Annotated in this window: 21 protein-coding genes; 2 read left to right on the top strand and 19 right to left on the bottom strand. The window is 32.5% G+C overall.

From position 1 onward, the window contains the following. Nucleotides 1-138: 138 nt before the first annotated feature. Nucleotides 139-1,983, bottom strand: a complete 1,845-nt coding sequence (locus AC1B0Z_RS10880) for a heparinase II/III family protein (RefSeq protein ID WP_483792011.1) — start codon at nt 1,981-1,983, stop codon at nt 139-141. Between the two features lie 13 nt (nt 1,984-1,996). Then, entirely contained in the window at nt 1,997-2,524 is a 528-nt protein-coding gene (locus tag AC1B0Z_RS10885) for a hypothetical protein (RefSeq protein WP_483792012.1), read from the bottom strand. A 144-nt stretch (nt 2,525-2,668) separates the two neighbouring features. On the opposite strand from AC1B0Z_RS10885, the gene AC1B0Z_RS10890 reads away from it, so the two are divergent. Continuing rightward, nucleotides 2,669-3,829: an O-antigen ligase family protein gene (locus tag AC1B0Z_RS10890; protein ID WP_483792013.1), complete on the top strand. Its 1,161-nt coding sequence runs from the start codon at nt 2,669-2,671 to the stop codon at nt 3,827-3,829. Here AC1B0Z_RS10890 and AC1B0Z_RS10895 read toward each other — a convergent pair. From AC1B0Z_RS10895 to AC1B0Z_RS10960, 14 genes are all read right to left on the bottom strand, one after another. Then, nucleotides 3,762-5,057 (bottom strand): DUF6369 family protein, encoded by a 1,296-nt coding sequence (locus AC1B0Z_RS10895; protein ID WP_483792014.1) that lies wholly within the window; start codon nt 5,055-5,057, stop codon nt 3,762-3,764. The two genes, AC1B0Z_RS10890 and AC1B0Z_RS10895, sit on opposite strands and share 68 nt — an antisense overlap. A gap of 63 nt (nt 5,058-5,120) precedes the next feature. Further along, entirely contained in the window at nt 5,121-5,723 is a 603-nt protein-coding gene (locus AC1B0Z_RS10900) for a hypothetical protein (RefSeq protein ID WP_483792015.1), read from the bottom strand. 598 nt (nt 5,724-6,321) lie between these two features. Then, nucleotides 6,322-6,822: an acyltransferase gene (locus AC1B0Z_RS10905; protein ID WP_483792016.1), complete on the bottom strand. Its 501-nt coding sequence runs from the start codon at nt 6,820-6,822 to the stop codon at nt 6,322-6,324. Next, nucleotides 6,806-8,026 carry a polysaccharide biosynthesis protein gene (locus AC1B0Z_RS10910; RefSeq protein ID WP_483792017.1) on the bottom strand — a complete coding sequence of 407 codons (1,221 nt, stop codon included), beginning with the start codon at nt 8,024-8,026 and terminating at the stop codon, nt 6,806-6,808. The genes AC1B0Z_RS10905 and AC1B0Z_RS10910 overlap by 17 nt, the downstream gene beginning before the upstream one ends. 5 nt (nt 8,027-8,031) lie before the next feature. Beyond that, the gene (gene wecC / locus AC1B0Z_RS10915; protein WP_483792018.1) at nt 8,032-9,246 is read right to left on the bottom strand and encodes a UDP-N-acetyl-D-mannosamine dehydrogenase; all 1,215 of its coding nucleotides are present in this window, start codon (nt 9,244-9,246) and stop codon (nt 8,032-8,034) included. Nucleotides 9,247-9,248: 2 nt separating this feature from the next. Next, entirely contained in the window at nt 9,249-10,373 is a 1,125-nt protein-coding gene (gene wecB / locus AC1B0Z_RS10920; RefSeq protein ID WP_483792019.1) for a non-hydrolyzing UDP-N-acetylglucosamine 2-epimerase, read from the bottom strand. Next, nucleotides 10,373-11,170, bottom strand: coding sequence for a dTDP-4-dehydrorhamnose reductase (gene rfbD / locus AC1B0Z_RS10925; protein WP_483792020.1), 798 nt, complete (start codon nt 11,168-11,170; stop codon nt 10,373-10,375). The genes wecB and rfbD overlap by 1 nt, the downstream gene beginning before the upstream one ends. Beyond that, entirely contained in the window at nt 11,160-11,711 is a 552-nt protein-coding gene (gene rfbC / locus AC1B0Z_RS10930; RefSeq protein WP_483792021.1) for a dTDP-4-dehydrorhamnose 3,5-epimerase, read from the bottom strand. The genes rfbD and rfbC overlap by 11 nt, the downstream gene beginning before the upstream one ends. Nucleotides 11,712-11,719: 8 nt before the next feature. Then, entirely contained in the window at nt 11,720-12,574 is an 855-nt protein-coding gene (gene rfbA / locus AC1B0Z_RS10935; RefSeq protein ID WP_483792022.1) for a glucose-1-phosphate thymidylyltransferase RfbA, read from the bottom strand. Nucleotides 12,575-12,576: 2 nt separating this feature from the next. Further along, entirely contained in the window at nt 12,577-13,629 is a 1,053-nt protein-coding gene (gene rfbB / locus AC1B0Z_RS10940; RefSeq protein ID WP_483792023.1) for a dTDP-glucose 4,6-dehydratase, read from the bottom strand. Next, the gene (locus AC1B0Z_RS10945) at nt 13,626-14,705 is read right to left on the bottom strand and encodes a hypothetical protein (RefSeq protein ID WP_483792024.1); all 1,080 of its coding nucleotides are present in this window, start codon (nt 14,703-14,705) and stop codon (nt 13,626-13,628) included. The genes rfbB and AC1B0Z_RS10945 overlap by 4 nt, the downstream gene beginning before the upstream one ends. Before the next feature lie 12 nt (nt 14,706-14,717). After that, on the bottom strand, nt 14,718-16,406 hold the full coding sequence (locus AC1B0Z_RS10950) for a DUF6909 family protein (RefSeq protein ID WP_483792025.1): 1,689 nt from the start codon (nt 16,404-16,406) through the stop codon (nt 14,718-14,720). Between the two features lie 29 nt (nt 16,407-16,435). Further along, nucleotides 16,436-17,935, bottom strand: coding sequence for a GH3 auxin-responsive promoter family protein (locus tag AC1B0Z_RS10955; protein WP_483792026.1), 1,500 nt, complete (start codon nt 17,933-17,935; stop codon nt 16,436-16,438). Further along, nucleotides 17,936-18,799, bottom strand: coding sequence for a M23 family metallopeptidase (locus AC1B0Z_RS10960; RefSeq protein ID WP_483792027.1), 864 nt, complete (start codon nt 18,797-18,799; stop codon nt 17,936-17,938). A 127-nt stretch (nt 18,800-18,926) separates the two neighbouring features. On the opposite strand from AC1B0Z_RS10960, the gene tatA reads away from it, so the two are divergent. Further along, entirely contained in the window at nt 18,927-19,109 is a 183-nt protein-coding gene (gene tatA, locus AC1B0Z_RS10965; RefSeq protein WP_483792028.1) for a twin-arginine translocase TatA/TatE family subunit, read from the top strand. A 76-nt stretch (nt 19,110-19,185) separates the two neighbouring features. Here tatA and AC1B0Z_RS10970 read toward each other — a convergent pair whose 3' ends face one another. From AC1B0Z_RS10970 to AC1B0Z_RS10980, 3 genes are all read right to left on the bottom strand, one after another. Beyond that, nucleotides 19,186-20,163: a DUF4837 family protein gene (locus AC1B0Z_RS10970; protein ID WP_483792029.1), complete on the bottom strand. Its 978-nt coding sequence runs from the start codon at nt 20,161-20,163 to the stop codon at nt 19,186-19,188. 19 nt (nt 20,164-20,182) lie between these two features. Beyond that, nucleotides 20,183-21,742, bottom strand: a complete 1,560-nt coding sequence (locus AC1B0Z_RS10975) for a LysM peptidoglycan-binding domain-containing protein (protein ID WP_483792030.1) — start codon at nt 21,740-21,742, stop codon at nt 20,183-20,185. A 288-nt stretch (nt 21,743-22,030) separates the two neighbouring features. After that, complete coding sequence (locus AC1B0Z_RS10980) at nt 22,031-23,218, bottom strand: phosphoglycerate kinase (protein ID WP_483792031.1); 1,188 nt, start codon at nt 23,216-23,218, stop codon at nt 22,031-22,033. Nucleotides 23,219-23,240 lie beyond the last annotated feature (22 nt).

The following is a 23,240-nucleotide window of genomic DNA, read 5'->3' on the forward strand; positions in this document are numbered from 1 at the left end:
ATTAAAATCTTTAGGTTTTATGTTTTGTTTCAAGTACTTACTAGACTCTATATTTCTTAAAAGAATTACCATATATTGCAGATTTTTGAGCCTTATAGAATGCACTAACACATTCTTTTTTATTGTGCTTACCTACCTTTAGAGAATATTCTCTCCCTTTACTATTATACTCAATTTGTTATTACTTTTTTTAATATCAACATCTTTTATTTCAAGGTCTTTATCGAAATTTGATTTATTTTTGCGTTGAATACAGAACAACGTAATAAATTCTTCCTTATTAGCTTTTATTGTCTTTAAAAACTCTATTTGTATTCCCTTTCTAGTCTTGAGCGGTCCGTCTGCTACGTATCCTCTAAGAGAATTACTATCGTCTTTATGAAATTTTATCTTATCAACATCTCTAAATTGTTTTATCAGAAGGTCAGTATTCTTAAAACTAATTTTGTGCTCATTGCTATTTACTTTTTTAATATCGGTTAGGTTTTTTCCAAAATTAAAAAACTGTTGAAAATCATTCTTCCCAGATATGTTAATCCCTTGGTCATGAAGTACTACAATATTAGGTTTTATATAATAAATCGACCTCCGGTATTCAATATTTCCGTCAAAAAGTTCTTGATTGGGCTTAAAGTAACTTTTTGCATATGCATATTCCTTTGTGATCTTATAATCATAAATTTTTGCGTCGTCTGCGTTTACTTTTCTAAAATCATAGTTTGTATTGTCTACACTTAAAGTATTATGAGCTAATGTGGACTTTAAAAACACTAAAGTGTCGTTCTTTTCATATCCCCAGTGTCCAGGGTCTACAATTAAATCCTCTTGATTTGAAAATAACTCAAATGATAAATAATCGGAATGTTTATGTACTTTTGATAAATTCGATACTATTTTTACCAGATGTGTCATTTTACTAAAGGTAGTGCTATCGCCCCAAGCCTCCCTAAAGATAGCATATCCAGATTCTTGATATACTTTATCAGTATGTTTTGGACGTTTCCCTTTCTTTGATTGGGAATCAATAAATAATAGCTCTTCTGTATTATATTTTTTGTGATGATTTATTCTTGATGTGGAATATTGAGTATCTCCAAGACAAGGAAACGTATTATTTGGCTTTGTGATGTAAACTAGGTAATCCTTCATTTTATCATACGAAGACTTGAAAAATTCTGGTGTTGAAATACCGTACAACTTATACATTGCTATTACATCTTCTAACAAATCCATAACATAAGGATGATACGCTGGTGAGTTTTCTACACATACGCCTTCATTAGAAATCTCTCTACGGAATATCTCCTCCATTCTACCTATTGCCTTAATCTTCCATTTTTCTGATGAAGAAAACTCAAACAAATGCGATAACTGTATCAGTGCTCCATCATGCATAATAGCATGGTTACCATCTCTATAGTTTTTGTCATCAAATAACCATTCTCCTTGCTCACCAACTATCTCTCTTATAATATTTTTTGTTTCAACATTTAAAAATTTCTGAGAAACGGCATAAAAATGCATTAAATTTAGTACTCTATTGGAAACGGCATGATCGGTCCATGCGTATTTTTGATTTTTCTCACTCTTTAAGGAGTGTTGCTCTTTCCAAGACATGATAAGCTCTTTGCCTTTGTCTATATATTTCATATCTGGGTCAAACTCATAAGCCCTTGCCAAAAACCCAACCATCCTCAGACTATGGAAATATAAAACCCAAGATTTATTGTCATATGGATTTATAGTCCAATCAATACTATTTTCATAATGAAAGGGCTCCCAGAGATTCCATACATAAATATTATTATCTACAATAATTTCGGCAGCCTTAAGAGTTTGGGTCTTATTAAGCTCTACTCGCCTAAAAATTTTGTTAATATCTATTGTTCTATTTAAAGCTGCATTTTGCTTGTCGGTATCATTAATACAGCTGGTTATAATAATAAAGAAAAAAATAGTATTTAACTTTTTTTTATTACTCATCTCAAGTAATGGTTTACAATTGTTTGTTATAAAGTTTAAAACCTTTTTCTAATGGTTTTCCATTAGAGTCCGACAGATAAAAACTAATGCGTTTTAAGTTACTCAATTGAGTATTACAATTAACCTCAATATATCGTTTATCTCCAATAGTAACCATTTTATCTTCACCATTTATTGGAAATAAGTGATATTCTCCTGAGAGCCCTTCTGATTTGGAAATTTCATTTATCTTTTTGATTTCAGAGCTTTCAGGAGTCAGCATAATAACCAAGTTATGTCCTAAAAATTCATACAAGTCCACAATTTCATTCAACTCCACCAAAAAGCTTATGGCATTTTCTTCTTTTTTATAACCTATCCAATCTATTAAAAAATACTCATGCACTTGTTTGTTCTTTGTAAAAAGTTTGTAATTTGAAATATCCAATTGGTTCTGTTCTTTAACTTGCAACTGTTTTTGAGGTAACTTCTTGTTGTTGCTTTTACAAGAGCTTAAAATTAACGCTGTAAGAAGAAATAAATAGGTAAAGGAGTTTTTCATATTGTCTTTATTTAAAAAAAGTATCTTTATCGCAAAAATAAAAATTAAAAAATGGGATTATCATCATATCCAATAAAAAATGGCTTCTTTTTCTTGATTTGCATATTCATAATCACCCTTCCGCTTAAAAACAATTTTAACAGTATGAGCATTATACTTTTAACGACATACACTATTGCTTTTTACGCAAAAAATGGAATAAAACACCGATGGAAGAAAATATGGACAATGTACTATCCCTTTTTTTTGTTTTTCTTTATGGTTTTGCTCTCGTTTATTTACACCGACAATGAAACCGTTGGCCTAAAATACATACAAAAATATGTTATTTTATTTTTATTCCCTTTTATTCTATCAACTCAATCCATAACAACGAAAACATTTAAAAATATTGAGAAGATATTTGTGCTTAACATATTAATACTTTGTTTATATTCTCATGTTTGTTTAACAATAAAAATCATTCATAATGGAGACACGCTGTTAAGCTTCTTTGATAAAAAATATTCATACTCTAATTTGTCCAATATAATTGATCTACATAGCGCATATTTTAGCTATTATATAATAACATCCATTATATTTATTTTAGATTATTTAAATACAACAAAATGGAAATATTATAATATTGCGTTGTATGCTGTGCTCATTTACTTTACGCTATTTGTGTTTCATTTATCTTCTCGTGTTCCAATTATAGCCTTAATTGGATTACTTGTGGGCGCTTTCTTATATTTTTTCTATTTAAAAAAACAATTACTAAGAGGGGTGCTACTAGCTATAATAGCGTCAATACTTTTATTCTTTGCGCTTAAAAACACACTCACTTCAAAACTCAGGTTCAAGCATATTTTTGGATACACCTACAGCACAGGTGTAAAATACAGTGATGGGGCTGATAAAATAAAACATTGGGAAAGCGCATTTTTTGCTAATGAAAATACATTATTTGGCAATGGTATTGGAGACGCCAATAATTCAATTTACAATTCATATCTTAACTTTGATCTTCAACAATTTTATAATAAAAAGTACAATGCCCACAATCAATATATTCAAACTTATGTAGGTCTTGGATTATTAGGGCTATTATTGCTATTTTTACTGTTTTACCATACTTTTATTATTTTAGAAAAGAGAGCCCTCTTTATAGGCTGTTCGTTCCTTTTGATCTCTTTAGTTCTTTTTATTTCAGAGTCTTACCTTGAAAGGCATAATGGCTCAGTGTTTTTTTATTTTATAATCGGGGTTTTATTAAATCACTCTTATCACTTAAAGAATTATAATTTCGAGGCTGAGGCATAAAGGGAAAAGTTAATAGCATTAAAAACCAAAGGAAATAATATTGATAAACTAAGGCATTTGTAAAAGACAATATAAGTAGGAAACTGAAATAATATGGAATAGTTTTTTTGTTGGAAAACATTTTTATATAGATAAACAAAATAAAAAATATGAAAATCATGAAGACTCCATATTTTGCATACAATGTAAGATATAGATTATCTAAATATATATTATAATTATCTAAATGATCTCTATAGGTAAACCATGGAATAAAAAATGTATAGCCATAACCCTTCCCGAGAATGAATTCTAAAAATGTAAATGATTCAAGCGACGATATGAAGGGAGAATATCTTGTGGATAGGGTTTCAACGATGTAATCAAACTTCAATATTTCTCTAAATCTGTACAAAGAAGATTTTTCGCTTACGTTATTGACTATTTTAAAAAAAATAATTCCGCTAATGGGTATTCCAGTGGCTAAATATAAAATCCTTTTTACAGATGAGTTAACAATAAAGAAAATAACAATTAGTACTAATAGGCTTATAATTAATGTTCTGCTCCCAGCATAAACTATGGGCATAATCACAAAGACCAATTCCTTGGCACTCATTTTTAATTTAAAAAAGATTCTATTTATAACATAGAAAATTGAAAAATAAGTACCTAAAGTTAAATATCTTATTTCATTAATTTCATAAAATGCATCATTAGAAGCAATAATATTATATAATCCAAATTTACTTAGAAGTATATATGCTATAGAGCTAATTAAAAAATTATAAAAAACTAATCTTTTAATAAATCTATCGGTAAAAACAAATTCTTTCAAACGGTTCTTATAGTAGTCTATAAAAAAGGACGCCATTATTATAATTATAAACGGTTTTATGTCTTTTAAGATATTAATCAAATCTCTTGCCTCTGTTACAATAAATAAAAAATGGATTGTATAAAAAAATATGGCTAGACTAACCAAAATCAATATTAAAAGTAACTTTTTATTCAAAAAAAACTTTTTTATCAATTTTAAGAAATAAGAAAAAAAGATTCCAAAAAAAAAGAAATATAAAACGGATACTTGATTTAGCATGTGGGCTTCTAATGTAAAATTAGTTATTGGCAGCAGTATCGTTAGAAAAAAAAACCCTCTTAAGGCACTATTCTTTAAACCTAATGTACTCACTGAAATTATCCCTAATAAAAAATAAACAGCACTCAGTGCTATATAAACCTGAAGCATTATCTTATGAAGATTTAATTAACTTTTTACCTTTATTTATGTAAACAAAATTTTTCTTTGAATCTAATTTGATTTTGAACATTCAATTCCGTTGGAAATTGCATTAAGCACCAAAATAAGATAAATTCCCACTGCCCCATTATTAAAAAAAGTACCAGATAATAGCGCTGTTATCATTAGAAATATTATTTGCCATCTTGAAAATAAATCGAAACGCTTAAATCTAATAATATTTTTAAAATAAAAGTATAAATACATACTTCCTCCTATCAACCCAAAAAATAAAAATACATCTATTATTTCGAATTCTATTCTGTAAATAGAAAAATCTGTTCCTCCAACAAGATAGTTGAGCCATTGCATTTTCTCTAACACTATTAGAGGAAGTTCTTCGGTTAAATTAATTTCTCTATATGAGGTTAACATGGTAAAGACTCCATCTTCTTTATATACTCTATAAAGAATATCATATGTCGAAACAATATTGTTCAAAATAGGCTTTCTAAAAATCAAAATACAAATGCCACCAAGAAAAGCAATTAAATAGGTCCACAAAAACTTATAGAGTTTGAAATAAAGAAATAAATTAAATAATGTAAGTGCCAGAAATAAAAATGAGGCCTTTGTTCCTAACAAAAATGACGTCAATGTTAAAACAAAGAACATTAAATAGCCTTTGTTTAACTTAATGATTTTATGACTATAATATGTTAGGGCAAGTGCGAAAAAATATGTTGAAATGCTTGGGGCCAAAAAGAGTCCATTATACCCAAACCTATAACCTTTATATGTGCTAAATAAATCTAGCCCCCACAAAAAGCCTATTACTAAAAATATGGTATTTAAAATAACTATATATTCGTAAGTGTTGAAAGTACTCCAATGAAATTTTTTGTTGTAAATTCCACCAACAAACGTATAGATAATGAAAACAAAAATATATCTAAAAAAAAATACCACGTTGAGCTTCAATGTCTCTATAAAACCTTTGTCCCCTTTAAAAAAAAACTGACCAATTAAAAAAATAACAAAAAGAATTATCAAGAAATAGAATAGTTTTAATTGTTTGGGAGTATGTTTCTTATAGAAAAAGGCAAATGACAATATTATAAACAACCCTTTTACTAGTGCACTAACATTGTGAAACTCTGATCCGCAATAATATAAAACCTTCGTAGTCGCTTCTGACATGAAAAAAATAACAAGAAGATATTTTACTAAAAAGACATCTTGGGATTCCTTTCTACAAATACTGAAATCAATATCATTCATTAAGTTTTCTGATTATTTTTCCTGGATTGCCAACTACTAAAGAATTAGGCGGTACACATTTCGAAACAAGGCTATTGGCACCAATTACACTATTATCACCGATACTCACACCTGGTAAAACAGTTACCCCTGAAGCTATCCACACATTATTTCCAATTATTACTTTTTTAAGAGAATATCCCTGCTTTCGAATTAAAATATTATTGCTGTTAAATTTATGATTCTGGCTGTAAATAACAACATTAGGACCTATTAACACATCATTGCCTATACTTATTTCTCCTGCAGCATTAATGATACAATAGCGATTAATGGAAACATTAGAGCCGATTTCCAATTTACTCGGTGAGTCAATGTGACAATAGTTCCATACCTTTACATTATTACCATTTTTATATGGTAATAATTTGTTTCTAATTATACATCCTATTTGACCAGGTATGACTTTTAAAAAGTCATTAATCCATAAAATAATCTCATACTTTATTCTCATTTATCTGCAAAAAAATATTATACCACCAAATGATTACTCTTAAAACCCAAAAAGTCAATACAATCAAGGCAATATCTTGTAAAGTACTAATTTCTTTGGTAAATATTAGAACGATCGAAATCACTACTCCTAAAAACTGAAAATTAGCTCTTGTAATTGATTTAATCTCTCCTATTGCACCAAATACAGAGGACAATAACGAATAAATTAACTTACTTACTCCAGTAAATAAAAATAATAAAATAAGGACTCGGTTTTCACCAATGTCAATTTCCAAAACGTTCAACATTGATAATAAAAATGTGAATACGAGGAGTCCAACACCTAAAAATATGCCAAAATATATAGCTTCTTTTATTTTTCTTATTAAAGTTGATTTTGAAAAACTTTTTTTGAAACTTACTAACTCTTTAAAACCAACATAACTTTGAAGAATTGAAAAGGGAAAAATAAAAATGTTTGACAAGAAAAAATACTCCCCCAATTGCTCTAAGCCAAATATTTTTTCAATAAATAGTTTATCTCCTTGCCCAATTAATGACAAAGTAAAAAGTGATATAAAAAACTGGAGTGCATATAAAATTAGTCTGTTTATTTTTTCTTTTCTAGTTAATCTGAGTTTAATCTTTCTAATCAAAAAAATTAATCCAGTCACAAAGAAAACTAAAAAAATTAGCGTTACAATTTTAATTATAAGTTCTATACTACTCAGCTTAAAAAAGAGAAATAAAAGAGAAATAACCAGTAGGAATATCTTCCAATGGTTTACAAATATTTGAGCTAAAAAAAAATTAGAGTTAATTCTAAAAACATTAAACAAAAACATAGATGAACTAATACCCAAAGTAAAAAGATATACAACGAAAAAGTTAACACTATTCTGTAAGTAATTCTGACTAAATAAAAAGGCGCATAGCGAACCGAATAAAATCCATACGATTACGGTTATTACAAATAAAGATTTTTCTACGCCAATACGGTTTTTTAAACTATTATCGCTAGTTCTTAAAAAAACTTGCTCAAAACCTAATAAACCGAAAGAGCTTATAATTGAAATATAAGTAACAAATATTGAGTAAATCCCGTATGATCTTGGTGTTAAAATGTCTTTTAATAAAATATTAGAAATAAAGATTGAAAAAGCTCCTACAGCCATTAAAATAAATGAACTATGATTATAGAAAAGCTTTTTTGTTGTTATCATCGAGTCTATCGTATAACTCCGCAAAAATCAATAACAATCTTATCTTCAGATAAGTTTAATGACTTAAACTCTTTATGTGAAACTAAGAAAACCACTATATCCGCCTTATTCGCAGCGTCCTTATAATCCGTGAGCTTAAATACAGTATGAGAATCGATGTTAGGTTCAACAACAAAATATTCTTCGTTATTAGCATTTTGTAGTACTTTTTGAACAATATACTTAGCTGGAGACTCTCTTAAATCATCAATATCTGGCTTAAAAGCAAGACCCATCAAAGCAATTTTAGGTTTTCTACCATGCTTTAATTCAAATTCCAACTTCGCACTTTGTACTTTTTCGGCACACCAAAACGATTTATAATTGTTGATTTCCCTTGCCTTACCAATAATTTGTGACTCCATAGGATAATCTGAAACTATAAAATAAGGGTCTACGGCAATACAATGACCGCCAACACCACAACCTGGCTGTAAAATATTAACCCTTGGATGCTTATTAGCAAGCTGAATCAACTCCCAAACGTTAATACCTGCTTTATCACATATAAGTGAAAGTTCATTTGCAAAAGCTATTTGAACATCTCGTGAGGAATTCTCGACGAGTTTACACATTTCTGCAGTTCTTGCATTAGTTTTATGCAAATCCCCTTTTATAAATTGTCGATAAAACGCAACTGCTTTATCTGTAGACACACTGTTTACACCACCAATTACCCTATCGTTATGCACTAATTCATACATTACATTTCCTGGTAGAACGCGTTCAGGACAATATGCTATATAAAGCTTATCTTTTAACTCTGGTCTTTCAGAATAAATTAAGTCCATCATTTTTTCCGTAGTCCCAATTGGGGAAGTAGATTCTATGATATACAAATCTCCTTCTTTGAGTAATGGAAGCACTGCTCTTGTTGCAGATTCCACGAAAGAAATATCGGGTTCATTCTTACCCTTAAAAGGTGTGGGAACAACAATAAGATAGTTATTAGACTCTACAGGTGTGGTTGAGGCTTTTAGATAGCCTTCTTTAACTGCATTTGCAACGGTAGTATCCAATTCAGGTTCAACAATATGTATCTTACCTTGGTTAATTGTGTCAACAACTGTTGGATTAATATCAACACCATGCACATTTACTTTGCTCTTAGCTATTAAGGCTGCGGTAGGCAAACCAATATATCCTAAGCCAACCATTACCACTTCCGGTTTGTTATCCATTTCTAAAGGTTTATTATAAATTCAACTATTTTCTCACATGATGTGCCATCTCCATAAGGATTGTGAAGCATGCTCATCGAGTTATAAAATTCTTTATTTTCTATAAGTTTATTTGTTTCGTCAACAATCTTATTAGTATCGGTACCAACCAGTAAAACAGTTCCGGCATCAACTGCCTCAGGTCGCTCGGTAGTATCCCGCATTACCAAAACTGGTTTACCAAGACTAGGCGCCTCTTCTTGTACACCTCCACTATCGGTAATTATGATATAAGACTTGTTCATCAGCCATACAAAAGCAGGGTAAGATAATGGCGATATTAGCTTTATATTGTCTATATCATCCAAAAGTTCGTAGACTGGCTTTTGCACATTTGGATTTAAATGAACAGGATAAATAATTTGGCAATCTTCGTGATCTTTCGCTATTTGCCTTAGTGCTTTGCAAATATTAATGAAGCCTTGCCCATGATTTTCCCTTCTATGCCCTGTGACTAAAATTATCTTTTTTGATGAATCTAAAGTTGTTTTTAAATGCTCGATTTCATTATCTACAAAAGAACTTGAATTAACCTTGTTTGTACTGAATTGTAAAGCGTCTATAACCGTGTTTCCCGTAACCAAAATGTCTCTTTCATTGATATTTTCCCTTATTAAGTTTTCCTTGGACGTTATGGTTGGAGAAAAATGAAAATCTGCAATTCGCCCTGTTACACTTCTGTTAATTTCTTCAGGAAATGGAGATAGTTTATTAAATGTCCTCAAACCAGCTTCTACGTGGCACACTTTTGCTCCAGAATAGAATGCCGCAATACTTGCCGCCATCGTTGTTGTTGTGTCGCCATGAACGTAAACATAATCTGGTTGAAAATCTTCTAAAATAGACTTTAAACTTGTAATAATATCTGAAGTAAGTGAATATAAGTTTTGGTTAGGTTTCATTAAGTCAAGATCGTAACTAGGTTCTATCTCAAAAAATTCAAGAACTTGGTCTAACATCTCTCTATGTTGGGCTGTAATACAAACCTTTGTTTTGAACTTATCTTCATGCTTTAGAAACTCTTTAACCAAAGGTGCCATTTTAATAGCTTCAGGTCTTGTCCCAAAAATAATTAAGTTTTTTTTCATCAATGTTTTTTTTTAGCTAAAACGCTATATTTTGGACGTTCAGCAAAAGTAATATAATTGTCTGCCTTTACAAGATTTATTTTATCAAACAGCCCATTTTCAACCAAAATAAGTTTAGCAAAATCGTACCATGTCATTTTCAGATTGTCCGAAAAATGAAATATACCAAAGTTGGTGCTTTTGGTTTTAATTAGTTCATAAATAAAATGCGAAATATTAACCGCATCTGTAGGGCATCCTATTTGCTCTCCTGTAATTGATAAGTTTTTTTCCAAGGATTTAGCTTTTTCCAAAATTGTCCTGTAGAAATTTTTGCCATATTTCTTGCTGTATAACCAAGACGTTCTTACTATGAAATACTTGCTCAAAACACCTTGAATATACTCCTCACCCTTTAATTTTGATTTGCCATACTCATTTATTGGATTTGGTTTGTCAATAATAGTGTAAGGCTCATTTTTTTTGCCATCAAATACATAATCAGTCGAGATGTGTATTAATATAGTGTCGTGAAATTTACATGTTTCAGCCAAATTTTTTACGCCTTCAGCATTTACTTGATAGGCCATTTCAGGTGTTTTCTCAGCTTGCTCTACGTTAGTATATGCAGCACAGTTAATACAATAATTGTACTTTGATGTTTTAAATACTTTTACTATCTCTCCTTTATTTATAATATCTAGTTCCGATTTAGGCACAAAGGTAAATACAATGTTGTCGTCGTTATTTGTGAATAATTCTTCAATGGTTTTTGCTAACTGACCATTTGCTCCTGTCACCAACACTTTAGTTTTCATGAAATAACGATTGAAATGTTGGTAAAACTTTATCTTTTTCTGAAAGAACAACGTTTTCTAGTGGCCATTCCCAATTTATATTTAAATATTTATCATTAAAAATAATACCACTTTCAGATCCTTTGTTGTAATAATTGTCACATTTGTAAGCTAGTATAGTATCATCCTCTAGCGCTAAAAATCCATGTGCAAATCCTCTTGGAATAAATAATTGTTTACATAATTTATCATCCAATACAATCTTGAAATGCTTACCAAAAGTAGTTGAGTCAGGTCTTATATCTACACATACGTCAAGCACTTTTCCTTTAATTGCTCTTATCAATTTAGCTTGAGCATATTGGCCTTTTTGAAAATGGAGTCCTCTAATAACTCCTTTTGAGGATATTGATTGGTTATCTTGAAGAAAATCAACCTCCTTTCCAATTGAATTAGTGAATTCGTTGTAGTTAAAACTTTCAAAGAAACTTCCCCTTTTGTCAGTGAATATCTGTGGAGAAATCACAAAACAACCATTTAAATTCGTTTTTTCAATCTTCATAGACCCTATTACAATTGTTCTAAATATTGCCCGTATCCACTTTTTAATAACGGTCTTGCTAATTCTATGAGTTGATGCTTATCAATATATCCCATATTATATGCTGTTTCTTCAATACAGCCAATTTTCAATCCTTGCCGCTCTTCTATAACTTGAACAAACTGCGATGCCTGCATCAAAGAATTGAATGTTCCTGTATCCAACCATGCAATACCTTTGTCCAAAACTTCAACATTTAACAAGCCTTGGTCTAAATAAGTTTTGTTTATATCTGTAATTTCCAACTCTCCTCTAGGACTAGGTTTTAAATTCTTAGCAATTTCAATAACATTGTTATCATAAAAATAAATTCCTGGAACAACATAGTTAGATTTAGGAACTTGGGGCTTTTCCTCAATTGAAGTTACCTTGTGTGATTCATCAAATTGCACTACACCATAACGCTTTGGATCGTGCACATGATAAGCAAAAATAGTACCTCCAACTGGGTTATTGCAAGAGTATAATATTTTAGATAGACCAGAACCATAAAATATATTATCACCTAAAATTAATGCCACCTTATCTTTTCCAATAAATTCCTCTCCAATAATGAATGCTTCCGCTAAACCATTAGGTTTTTCCTGAATAGCATAGCTAAAGTCACATCCATACTGTTTGCCGTTACCTAGCAACTCTTTAAAGAGCGGTAAATCCTTTGGAGTAGAAATAATTAATATCTCTCTTAATCCAGCTGACAACAGAGTGGATAAAGGATAATATATCATTGGCTTATCGTATACAGGCATAAGTTGCTTACTTACAACTTTTGTAAGTGGGTGTAAACGTGAGCCTGAACCTCCAGCTAAAACAATCCCTTTCATTTTCAAATATTATACTGTTTTTTGTAGTAAGATAAGTATTCTTTACTAATAACATGTTCTAGCCATGTTTGATTATTTAAATACCAATCAATTGTTATATCTAGCCCTTCTTCAAAAGTAACTGAAGGTGCCCATCTTAAATCATCTTTAATTTTGGAGGCATCAATGGCATATCTTAAATCATGACCTGGACGGTCTTTAATGTAGGTAATTAATTTCTCGGAAGTCCCTTTTTCTCTGCCCAGTCTCTTGTCCATTTTAGCACATAATAATTCGACTAAATCTATATTTTTCCATTCGTTCCATCCTCCGATGTTGTATGTTTCGCCTACTTTTCCATTATGTAGTATTGCATCTATTGCTTTAGCATGATCTTTAACGAATAGCCAATCTCTAGTATTATTTCCATCACCATAAACCGGAAGGGGTTTATCGTTGATTATATTATTTATGAACAAAGGGATTAGTTTTTCTGGGAATTGATTTGGGCCGTAGTTATTGGAACAATTCGTTATAATGTATGGCAAATCATAAGTTTCCCCATATGCTCTTACAAAATGATCGGAGCTGGCTTTAGATGCAGCATAAGGGGAGTTTGGCTTATATGGTGAACTTTCAGTAAAATACCCCTCATTGCCTAATGTACCGTAAACTTCATCGGTACTAATATGGTAAAACAGTTTGTTTTGTAGATTATGCTTATCACTAATATTAGACTTGAATACATTAAGTAAGTTTATTGTTCCTAGAATATTTGTTCTCGCAAAAGTTAATGGACTATCTATAGATCTATCAACATGTGATTCGGCGGCTAAATGTATAACAATATCAAAATTGTAATCTCTAAAAATATTCGATAAGAACCTTTCATCTGTTATATCTCCCTTTATAAAAGTATAATTTTTACAGGATTCAATATCCTTTAAATTTTCCAAATTACCGGCGTAAGTAAGTGTATCTAAATTATATATTTTATACTTAGGATACTTTAAAACAAACAGCCTAACAACATGAGAACCAATAAAACCTGCTCCTCCAGTTATTACGATTTTCATAGGATTACTTTAGATTGCTTTTCTAAAAATTTACCCAAACCAACTAATAAAAAGGCTAAAAATGTTAACACAAATAATATAATGGGATAAATGATAACCATTCTATCTGTCCACTCCTCAATATCATATCCTGTTTTTGGAAACCCAGCCAAAACATTTACAACATTCTGCTTTTCCACTTTGCTTTGGTTTATGCTTCTTCTTTGTGCTTCTAGCTTTAATCTTCTTTCTATCAAGTTAGATTCATCAATCAATAATCCGCTTTTTTCAGAAAACCCCAAAAAAAGATTGGTTCCAGCCCCAGGGTTAAAAGCTTCTTTTTCAGATTCTTTAATTCTAATTCTTAAATACTCTTTGGTTAAAGAGTCTATTTTCTCAATTTGAGTTTCAAGAACTTCATTTTCTGTCTCTAAATTCTCTTGATTTACATTTAATAAATCCTCTAAGTAATTATTTGAAGAAATTTCTTTAACAAATAAGTCTTCAATTTTTTCATATAAAGTTTTATCGGTTGAAGCAACTCCAATTTTATGAACGTTGTAATCATAGGGTGTTAATGATTCTTTGAACCTATCATAAGTCATCTCCGATCTAGAGATAGAATCAAGCCTTCTATAAAATCTTGAATATGCTTCAGAGATATAATTATCAGCTATATCAGGTTCAATATAGAAGCCTTTGAGTTCAGAGGCTTCGCTAGGAGTTATATTAAACCTTTTAGCCAACTCAATGGTGTCTTTATCAACTTTAGCCAATTGGTGAAACTCTTTTATGTTTTCATAAACCTGTCTAGCAGATTTAAAATTTGTTTCGATAAATATATTAGCTCCATATAACTGATTTGATCTTGAATCAACTATATAACCAGTAACCAAACCAATAATTACCGCTCCAGCATACCAGAGTTTTCTCTTGTAAACATTAATCAAAAAAAGTAAAACAACCTCATAAATTCCTTTAAAAATACTGCTAATAAATTTAAATAGTCTATCAAATGCATTCCCAATCATCTTAAATAATTGCCCTAAATCTACTTCTTCAGATTGTTGTGGGGGTTGTGGCAAATCCTTACTCATAATTAAAATTCGTTAGTTTAAAATTTGTTCTAAAATAGTTCTTGTTATTAAGTATGTGGGACGTACGCCTGAGGTTCCTAAACCTCCTGACGCCAGTGTACTACCCGTTTTTAAGGGGTTATCACTGGCATAATAGGCATACCTAACTTTCACATCCTCTCTAATATTACCTCTTACTCTTGATGCGGCTTGAATAGCCTTTTGATAATGCGCCCCTTCCATCTCTAATCCTATAACACTCCAGGTTGATTTGAAAAAAAACTTCAGTATATCTTTGTTTTGAAGTGAGGTTCCCAAAACTGTTATCATAGCTCCTTCATAAACATCTACACCGTTACATTCTATATCCTGTTTTTTTAACTCATTTTTAAATGGATAATTGTCGGCCGTTCCTTCAAAAATATGCGCTGAAGGAATCATAATATCTCCCTTTTCCCCTTCCAAAATGCCAGCTTTACCCATAATGGATATAGATTCTACATTTAAATGAATTTTTTCACTTTTATGACTGTATGGCTTAAGCAATTCGTCTATAGTTTCATAGGCTTGCTCTCCAAAAGCATAATCCATGACTAATATAACAGGTTTTTTCGATTTAAGTGCGATGTCATCCACTTTAATATCAAGTTTGGAAACATCTATTTTTTCTGTGTCAAATATCTGAACGTCAATATTGGCACCTGACACATCATCAATATAAAGCATTCCTTCCTTTAATGCTGCACCTTCAACTTTTTTTCTTAGGTTGGTATTGTTATTATTGCTAAGTGTTTTGTAAACATCAAAAATATCTTGTTTTAATGTAAGAGATTTTAATGCACTAGGCGCAAAAAGCGTGTTCATTACACTATGCATATTGGCACTGATAACGTGTATTGGCCTGCTAAGAAGTTGGTTTTTATGTAACACACTTTTCACCTTGTTTGCCCAAACCTCACCATGAATATGATGCCCAATTTCTTCTCTGAGAATGGGACTGAATTTCACCTCACGTTTATCATTGGTTATTTGCTCCTTAATTGCCAACTTTCCTAACCAATAGACTATATGTAATAAGCGTTCTGGTTGCGATGGAATGGAAAAATCATTATAGATTTTACTTATTTCGCTAAAGGTTCTGCCTAAAATATTGGCAGCATGTGTAATGGCAACTTCTCTCTCTTTTTGGGATAGTTTTTTAGCGGCCTTTACCACATTTTCCAACTTAACCCAATCTCTTGTGGTTTTACCTGTTTCATCAATAAGTGCCTTGTTGCTTATTTTATGAGACTCTATAAATAAAAATGTGAGGTGGGTTAAAATATCGTAAATCTCAGAACGGCCTCTAGTGATTTCAATATTCATTTGCTCGTCATCAATCCTGTAGCAGTTACGGCGGCGTTTTTCGGGAATTATAGGTTTAAAATGAGAATTGGAATATCCTTCATCACTAGTAAGATTAATAACAGAACACTCTTCGATGCCTCTTGGAAGTCTATCAATAACGTATAGCAAACCGCTTAATTCGGCCTTTTCTTCCGCTACAGAGCCATAAATTTCAGGACGCAATAAAAGTAAAGACTGCCTTAAAGTTTCACCCGAAACCCCCATAGGCTTGTAAAACCCACGATTAAACAAGTGACGCATGGTAATGTACATGCGCTCTATGGCGTTAGAGCTTTCCTGTGCTCGTGTTCGTTTGTAGCGTTTGGTTTGCTGCATATTGTTTAAAAAACGCTACAAATGTACTATTATTTTTCAATGAAACTAAAAAGTGAATCAGCAATCTTCCTATCGTTTGAAAGCCGAGGTATTTTATTTTGACCGCCTAATTTCCCCAATGATTTCATGTGCTCTTGGAACCCATTTTTGGTTACTCGGGTAATTTTTAAAGGTTGTAATACCTTGCCTTCTATCAAATCGAAATAGTATGAGTTTTGATTTTGTAAAGATTGGTCTATTTTAGAGGCTAGTGCTCCTATATTTTTAGGTTCATTTTCAAATTCAATAAACCATTCATGATAGGGTAGTCCTTTCTCTGGATTAATTTGTGGCGCCACGGTAAATTCTGAAATTTGAATATCGGTCCCTTTTGTAGCTTCCTGCATAGCTTGTTCTACTTCTTTACCAATAACATGCTCGCCAAATGCTGAAATAAAATGTTTGATTCTGCCTGAAACTATAACACGGTAAGGTTTTGTTGAGGTAAATTGAACGGTATCTCCAATATTGTAAGCCCACAAACCGGCGTTTGTTGAAATTATCATTACGTAGTTAACACCAATGGCAACATCCTTTATAGTGATACGCTTAGGGCTCTCATCAAAAAACTCTTCTGCTTTTACAAACTCATAAAAAATACCTGAATTTAATTGCAGTAGCATTCCTTTATCATCCTGCTTATCCTGAAATGCAAAAAACCCTTCACTCGCTGGGTAAAGCTCTATGCTATCTACCTTGCGACCTATTAAATTTTCAAATTTTGCTCTGTAGGGTTCATAATTAACACCGCCAAAAATAAACAAGTTGAAATTCTTAAAAATATCTCCAACCTTTTTTCCTGTTTTTTGCTGAAGCCTTTCAAAATACATTTGCACCCAAGATGGTATTCCGGAAATAACCGTCATATCCTCCTTGAGAGTTTCCTCAACAATGGCATCTACTTTAGTTTCCCAATCTTCAATACAATTCGTTTCCCAAGACGGCAACCTATTTTTCTGAAGATATTTTGGTACGTAGTGCGCTACAATCCCAGAAAGCCTACCTAACTGAATGCCATTTTGTTCATTCAAAATAGGGCTGCCCTGAAGGAAAATCATCTTACCATTAACAAATTTAGAATTCCCAGTTTCATTAATGTAGAGTAAAATAGCGTTTCTTGCAGCCTCAACATGTGTTGGCATGCTGTCCTTGGTTATTGGAATATATTTTGAACCCGAAGTGGTTCCAGAAGTTTTAGCGAAATAAATGGGTTTCCCTTTCCAAAGTACATTCTCTTCTCCGGAAACCACTCGTTCAACATAAGATTTTAAGTCTTCATAATCTCTTATCGGCACATGCTTTATAAAATCTTTATGTGAAGAAATTTCATCAAAATGATGGTCTTTCCCAAACGCCGTTTTACTTGCTTTTTTAATAAGGTTTTGAAAAACTTTTTCCTGAGTTTGAATAGGGTTATTTGCCCATTTCTGTGTTTTTTTATAAACTCGTTTAGCAAACGGAATTGCCAATGCTGATTTTAATGAAATCATTTATTCGAAATCTATAAAATTAGTAGGGTTGATGGGATAGCCATCACTCCAAAGTTCAAAATGCAAATGCGGACCGGTAGATAATTCGCCTGTATTTCCTGAAGTGGCAATAACCTCTCCTGCTTTTACCAAATCACCCTGGCTTTTAGTTAATGTTGCGTTATGCTTATATACTGAAATTAGCCCGTAACTGTGTTCTAAAATAATGACGTGTCCTGTGCCTGCGGTCCATTCTGCAAAAATCACAATACCATCAGCCGTAGCTTTAATAGGTGTGTCTTTTGGCACTACAATGTCTACCGCGTAGTGCTTTTCTTTGACGTTGTAGGGTTCACTAATAGTTCCCGTTGCTGGAGGGAAAAGCACGAAATTAGTAACAGATGTGGCAGATTCAAACAAATTGTATTTATCCTCTTTTTCCACTTTGGCGCGTAGTAAAGAATCTTCTCTTGTGGGGTTTAAATCTACTTCACTAATTTCTAGCTTCGTTGCTTCAACTATTGAATCCCTATTTAACTCCTCTGAACTTACATCTCCCTTTAATACTTTTTTTATCGAGGCAAAGTAGCGCTCATTTGCTATCAAGACTTGCTGCAGAGAGTCTGTTTTAAAGCTCAAATTCGTCGCTTTTTTCTTTAGTGCGGTTGACGAATACCCCGGAATATATTCCTTTAAAGGCGAATAGGCGATTAGTAAGATAGTAAATCCAACCAATAAAATACCGGAAAGGGTAACTACAACAAATACGTTTAATCTAGTAAGTTTTAACGATAACCTTTCCTCAAAAGTATTTTCATTGAGTATTACCAAACGGTATTTGTCCAGCAGTCTTTTTTTTATCTTTTTGGGTTTCTTGTCCGCCATCTTGCACGCAAAATTAGTTAAATAATTTCAAGGTTTTGGTTTTCTCTTAAGGAAACACTTAGTAATGGTGTTAAAAACGGTTTTATTAAACTTTAATTATTAACTTTGTATCCTAAATATGTTTGTTATGAGTTTATTCACATTACCATTGGCTATAGGAGCCCCACAAATTATTTTAATTGTAGTTGTGATATTACTTTTGTTTGGTGGACGAAAAATTCCTGAATTAATGCGAGGTTTAGGAAGTGGTATTAAAGAATTTAAAGACGCAAGTAAAGAAGACGAGCCAAAAAAGGATAAAGCTGAATAAGCTTTATATCTTTATAAAAATTAATAAACCAACACTATATGTGTTGGTTTTTTGTTTTTAGCATTTTTCTTTACCTCTACTTATCTATCTTAATGCTCTTAATTATTGCCTCTAGTTCAAACATGTAATCACGTTTCTCAACAGATGGGGCAAAAGCAAACCCCTCGGCAATTAACCAGCGTTTGTTTATTTTATCTTCAATGGCATAATTGATATAAGGTCCTGCCATAAACGCATTTTTTACATCCCACATTCCTTTGGTTTCCAAAGTGGGCTTATTATCTAAAATGGTTTCTCCATGAAAAGGTGTGTATGCCATTTCGGTAGTCATAAATGAGCCTTCAACTGGCCCCTCAATGTATTGCCTTCCGATAGAATCTCTTATCGTAACAATTTGATTTACAACGCTATCCTTCCTTATGGCGTCTTCTGGCAGTTCAAAAAGCAGTAAATTAAGTGTGCCTGTATTAATATCCCTTCTTATCCAAAAGAAGTTGTCATCCTCTCTCGCAATTCTATATGCGCTGGGAAATTCAATTTTTAAACCTAATTTATCACTAACCTCTTTAGAGTTAAAAAGTGATTTCCTTATGATACGTTGTCGCTCTTTCAACTCAATATTTCTGAAGGTTTCAATTATTTTAGAAGCGTTTTCTTTTAAAACATCCTCAATCTCTTGTTTGGTTTTCCCAGTAATTAAAATCACTTTTTGGGGCTTTGCATATACATTGTCCCTAATTGTAATACCCGCAGGTTTTCCCATTTCAACTTTTAAAACCGTTCGCCTTCTCGTTATAAAATCCGTAAAAACTTGCGGTGGTATTTGATTAAGGTCGAAGGTAGGCTCATCTTGTGGCAAACCATAAACTGGGACCGTAAGTAGCTCTCTTATCGCTTCTCCCAAACGTCCTTTCCAGTTTTCATTGTCAATCACAACAGAGACATCATTAATTCTTCCCTCTGAATCAAAAAGTATTCTTTTGTTTTTTGATTTGTCGTCTTTACACGACATAAGTAGTACAGCAATTATTAAAACACTTACTATTTTTCTCATGGTTTTGATTTTTTCGAAGTTATCCTTTTGAAATTTTCAACTTCATTCCTGGCTTTAATTTACTACCACTAATACCGTTCCAATCTTTAATATTTTGAATGGAAACTCCAGAAAACTTTTGAGATATGCTCCAAAGTGAATCTCCGCTTTGCACTGTGTATATAATAACATCACCAGAAATAGGCTTTGGTTTTGGCTTTTTTGTAGCAATTTTTGGCGCAGAAACCACTGGTTTTCTAGGGTAAATTGAAAGCCGTTGTCCAATTTTCAAATCGTTATTCCGCAAACCATTCCAACGTTTTATATCGCTAACACGAACACCATAAATTCTGGCTATTTTGCCTAAATAATCACCTGATTTTACACGATATCTAATTTTGTCATTTGCATTAAAAAATTGAGGCAACGGTTTTTCTCGTTTTTCTGTTTCTTCTTTAGCAAAAGCATAGATTTCTTCTTCATTATTTACAAAGGCGCCGATAACATCAGTAGGCAATCGTAAAGTGTAGTTTTCTCCTTTAACTACTGGAATAATATCCAGCTTATACGAAGGGTTTAAAAACTGAAGTTGCTCAACAGGCGTTCCTGTAACTTCCGAAACCTGATCTAAAGTTATCATTTGCTTCACCACAACGGTATCGGTTTCAAAATAAGCAGTCTCAGATTTATATCTTTTGAAACCATGTTCCTCAGCATATTCAAAAATATACATATTGGCCAAAAATGCTGGTAAATATCCTGCAGTTTCCCTAGGTAAATTATGACGAATGTTCCAATAGTTTTGGTAACCTCCAGAGCGACGAATGGCTTTTGTTACATTGCCAGGGCCTGAATTATAAGCTGCTAGCGCTAAATCCCAATCGCCAAAAATTTTGTATAATCTGGCTAAATATTTTGCTGCGGCCTTAGTTGACTTTATCGGGTCGCTGCGTTCATCAACATAACTGCTTACATCTAAACCGTATTCTTTTCCTGTACCAAACATAAATTGCCATAACCCTGTTGCGCCAACTCTTGATTTTGCATTTGGTTTTAGCGCAGATTCTACAATGGCCAAATATTTTATTTCTAATGGAATGTTTTGATTGTCTAATTCTTGCTCAAATAATGGAAAATAGTAAGCGCTCATTGCCATTAGCTTTTGCAAATGTTTACTGCGATGCTTTAAATATGATTTTATGACACTCTCTAACGATGGATTGTACGATACGTTAAAAGGCGTTCTGGCATCAAGCTCCTTCAAGCGTTTCTTTAAAGTATCGGTAGGCAATTCGGGAAAATCTATTTCCTCGAAGCTCATTTCGGTTACCGATTTATAAATTGTATCAAATAAATTGTTGTTATAGAATTCTTTTCTCCATTTTTCATCTAGCTCAGCCCATTTTGTTTCATCCTTAAAAAATTTTGATGAAAGCGTATCTTCTTCAGCAATAGGCTTAATAGGTTTTACTATGCTTTGTTTTGCATCTATTAATGTATCTTTAATTGGTTCTTGTGTGACAGACACAGAATCTTGCACCTGCCCAAAAGAAAGGGCACAAAACGTAAATAGGAATATGAATAAAAAACGAAAAGCCATATTATATTTGTTCTTTTAGGAACTACAATATGGCTAAAATCGTGTTTTTTGGTTGAAATAAAAAATTTCTTAAAAACACAGTAGCATTAAGTGCTTTGTTGTTTTGAGCTTTATACAACGTAAACTGCGTTAAGGATTGTGCTTCGAGTACCTCAACAACCAAAGGGTAGCTTTTGGTGAGGAGCGTATATAGCCAAAACTATTAGCGGAAAGCCCGGACCCCTCTAGCCCTGAGCTTGTCGAAGGGTGGGGTAACCTGCCTGCCGGTAGGCAGGCGCCCAAATTACTTTATGCTAAAATAGCTGCAATACCGGGAAGTGTTTTACCCTCCAAACTTTCCAACATAGCCCCACCACCAGTACTTACATAGCTTACTTTATCTTGAAAACCAAATTGTTTAACAGCCGCTACAGAATCGCCACCACCAACAAGTGAAAAGGCTCCTTCTTTAGTAGCTTCTGCAATTGAGTCTCCTAAAGCTATGGTGCCAGCAGCAAAACTTTCCATTTCAAAAACACCTAGTGGCCCGTTCCATAAAATGGTTTTACTTTCCATAACCACCTTGTGGAATTGCTCACGAGATTTTGGTCCAGCATCCACACCTTCCCAACCATCAGGAATGGCATTAATATCACAAATTTGTGTATTGGCATCGTTACTAAAGGCATCTGCCGCAACAGTATCAACAGGAATATGTATCTGTACATTTTTGGCTTTGGCTTGTTCCAAAATTTCTAAAGCAAGCCCCATTTTATCATCTTCGCAAATGGAATTCCCAATCTTTCCGCCTTGTGCTTTTACAAACGTAAATGCCATACCACCACCTATTATCAGGTGATCTACTTTATCTAGAATATTTTCAATAATGGTGATTTTTGAAGATACTTTTGCTCCACCAAGAATAGCCAACACGGGTTTTTCACCGGTTTCCATAACTTTTTTAATACTTTCAATTTCTTGTGCCAATAAGTTTCCAAAGCATTTTTTGCCTTTGAAAAACTGAGCAACAATAGTGGTGGAAGCATGTGCTCTATGCGCGGTACCAAAAGCATCATTTACATAAATATCACCAAGTTTGGACAGCTTTTCAGCAAATCCTTCATCGCCTGCCTTCTCTTCGTCATGAAAACGAAGATTTTCCAATAATAAAATTTCGCCTGGTTCTAAGCTTGCTGCTGCAGCCTCAACATCAGCACCTACACAATCGGCAACAAATTTTACGCCTACACCTAAAACATCCTCAACCTTAGATACAATATGCTTTAAAGAAAACTCGTCTTGAAACCCTTTTGGGCGACCTAAATGCGACATTAAGATACAACTACCGCCATCTTCTAAAATTTTAATGATTGTTGGTTTTGCAGACACAATTCGTGTAGCATCCGTTACCTCAAAATTTTCATTTAGAGGCACATTAAAATCAACACGGATTAGGGCTTTTTTATTTTCAAAATTGAAATCGTTTAGAGTCTTCATTATTATAGTTTTATATCAAATT

It is taken from the genome of Hyunsoonleella sp. J2K-J805, assembly GCF_057167125.1.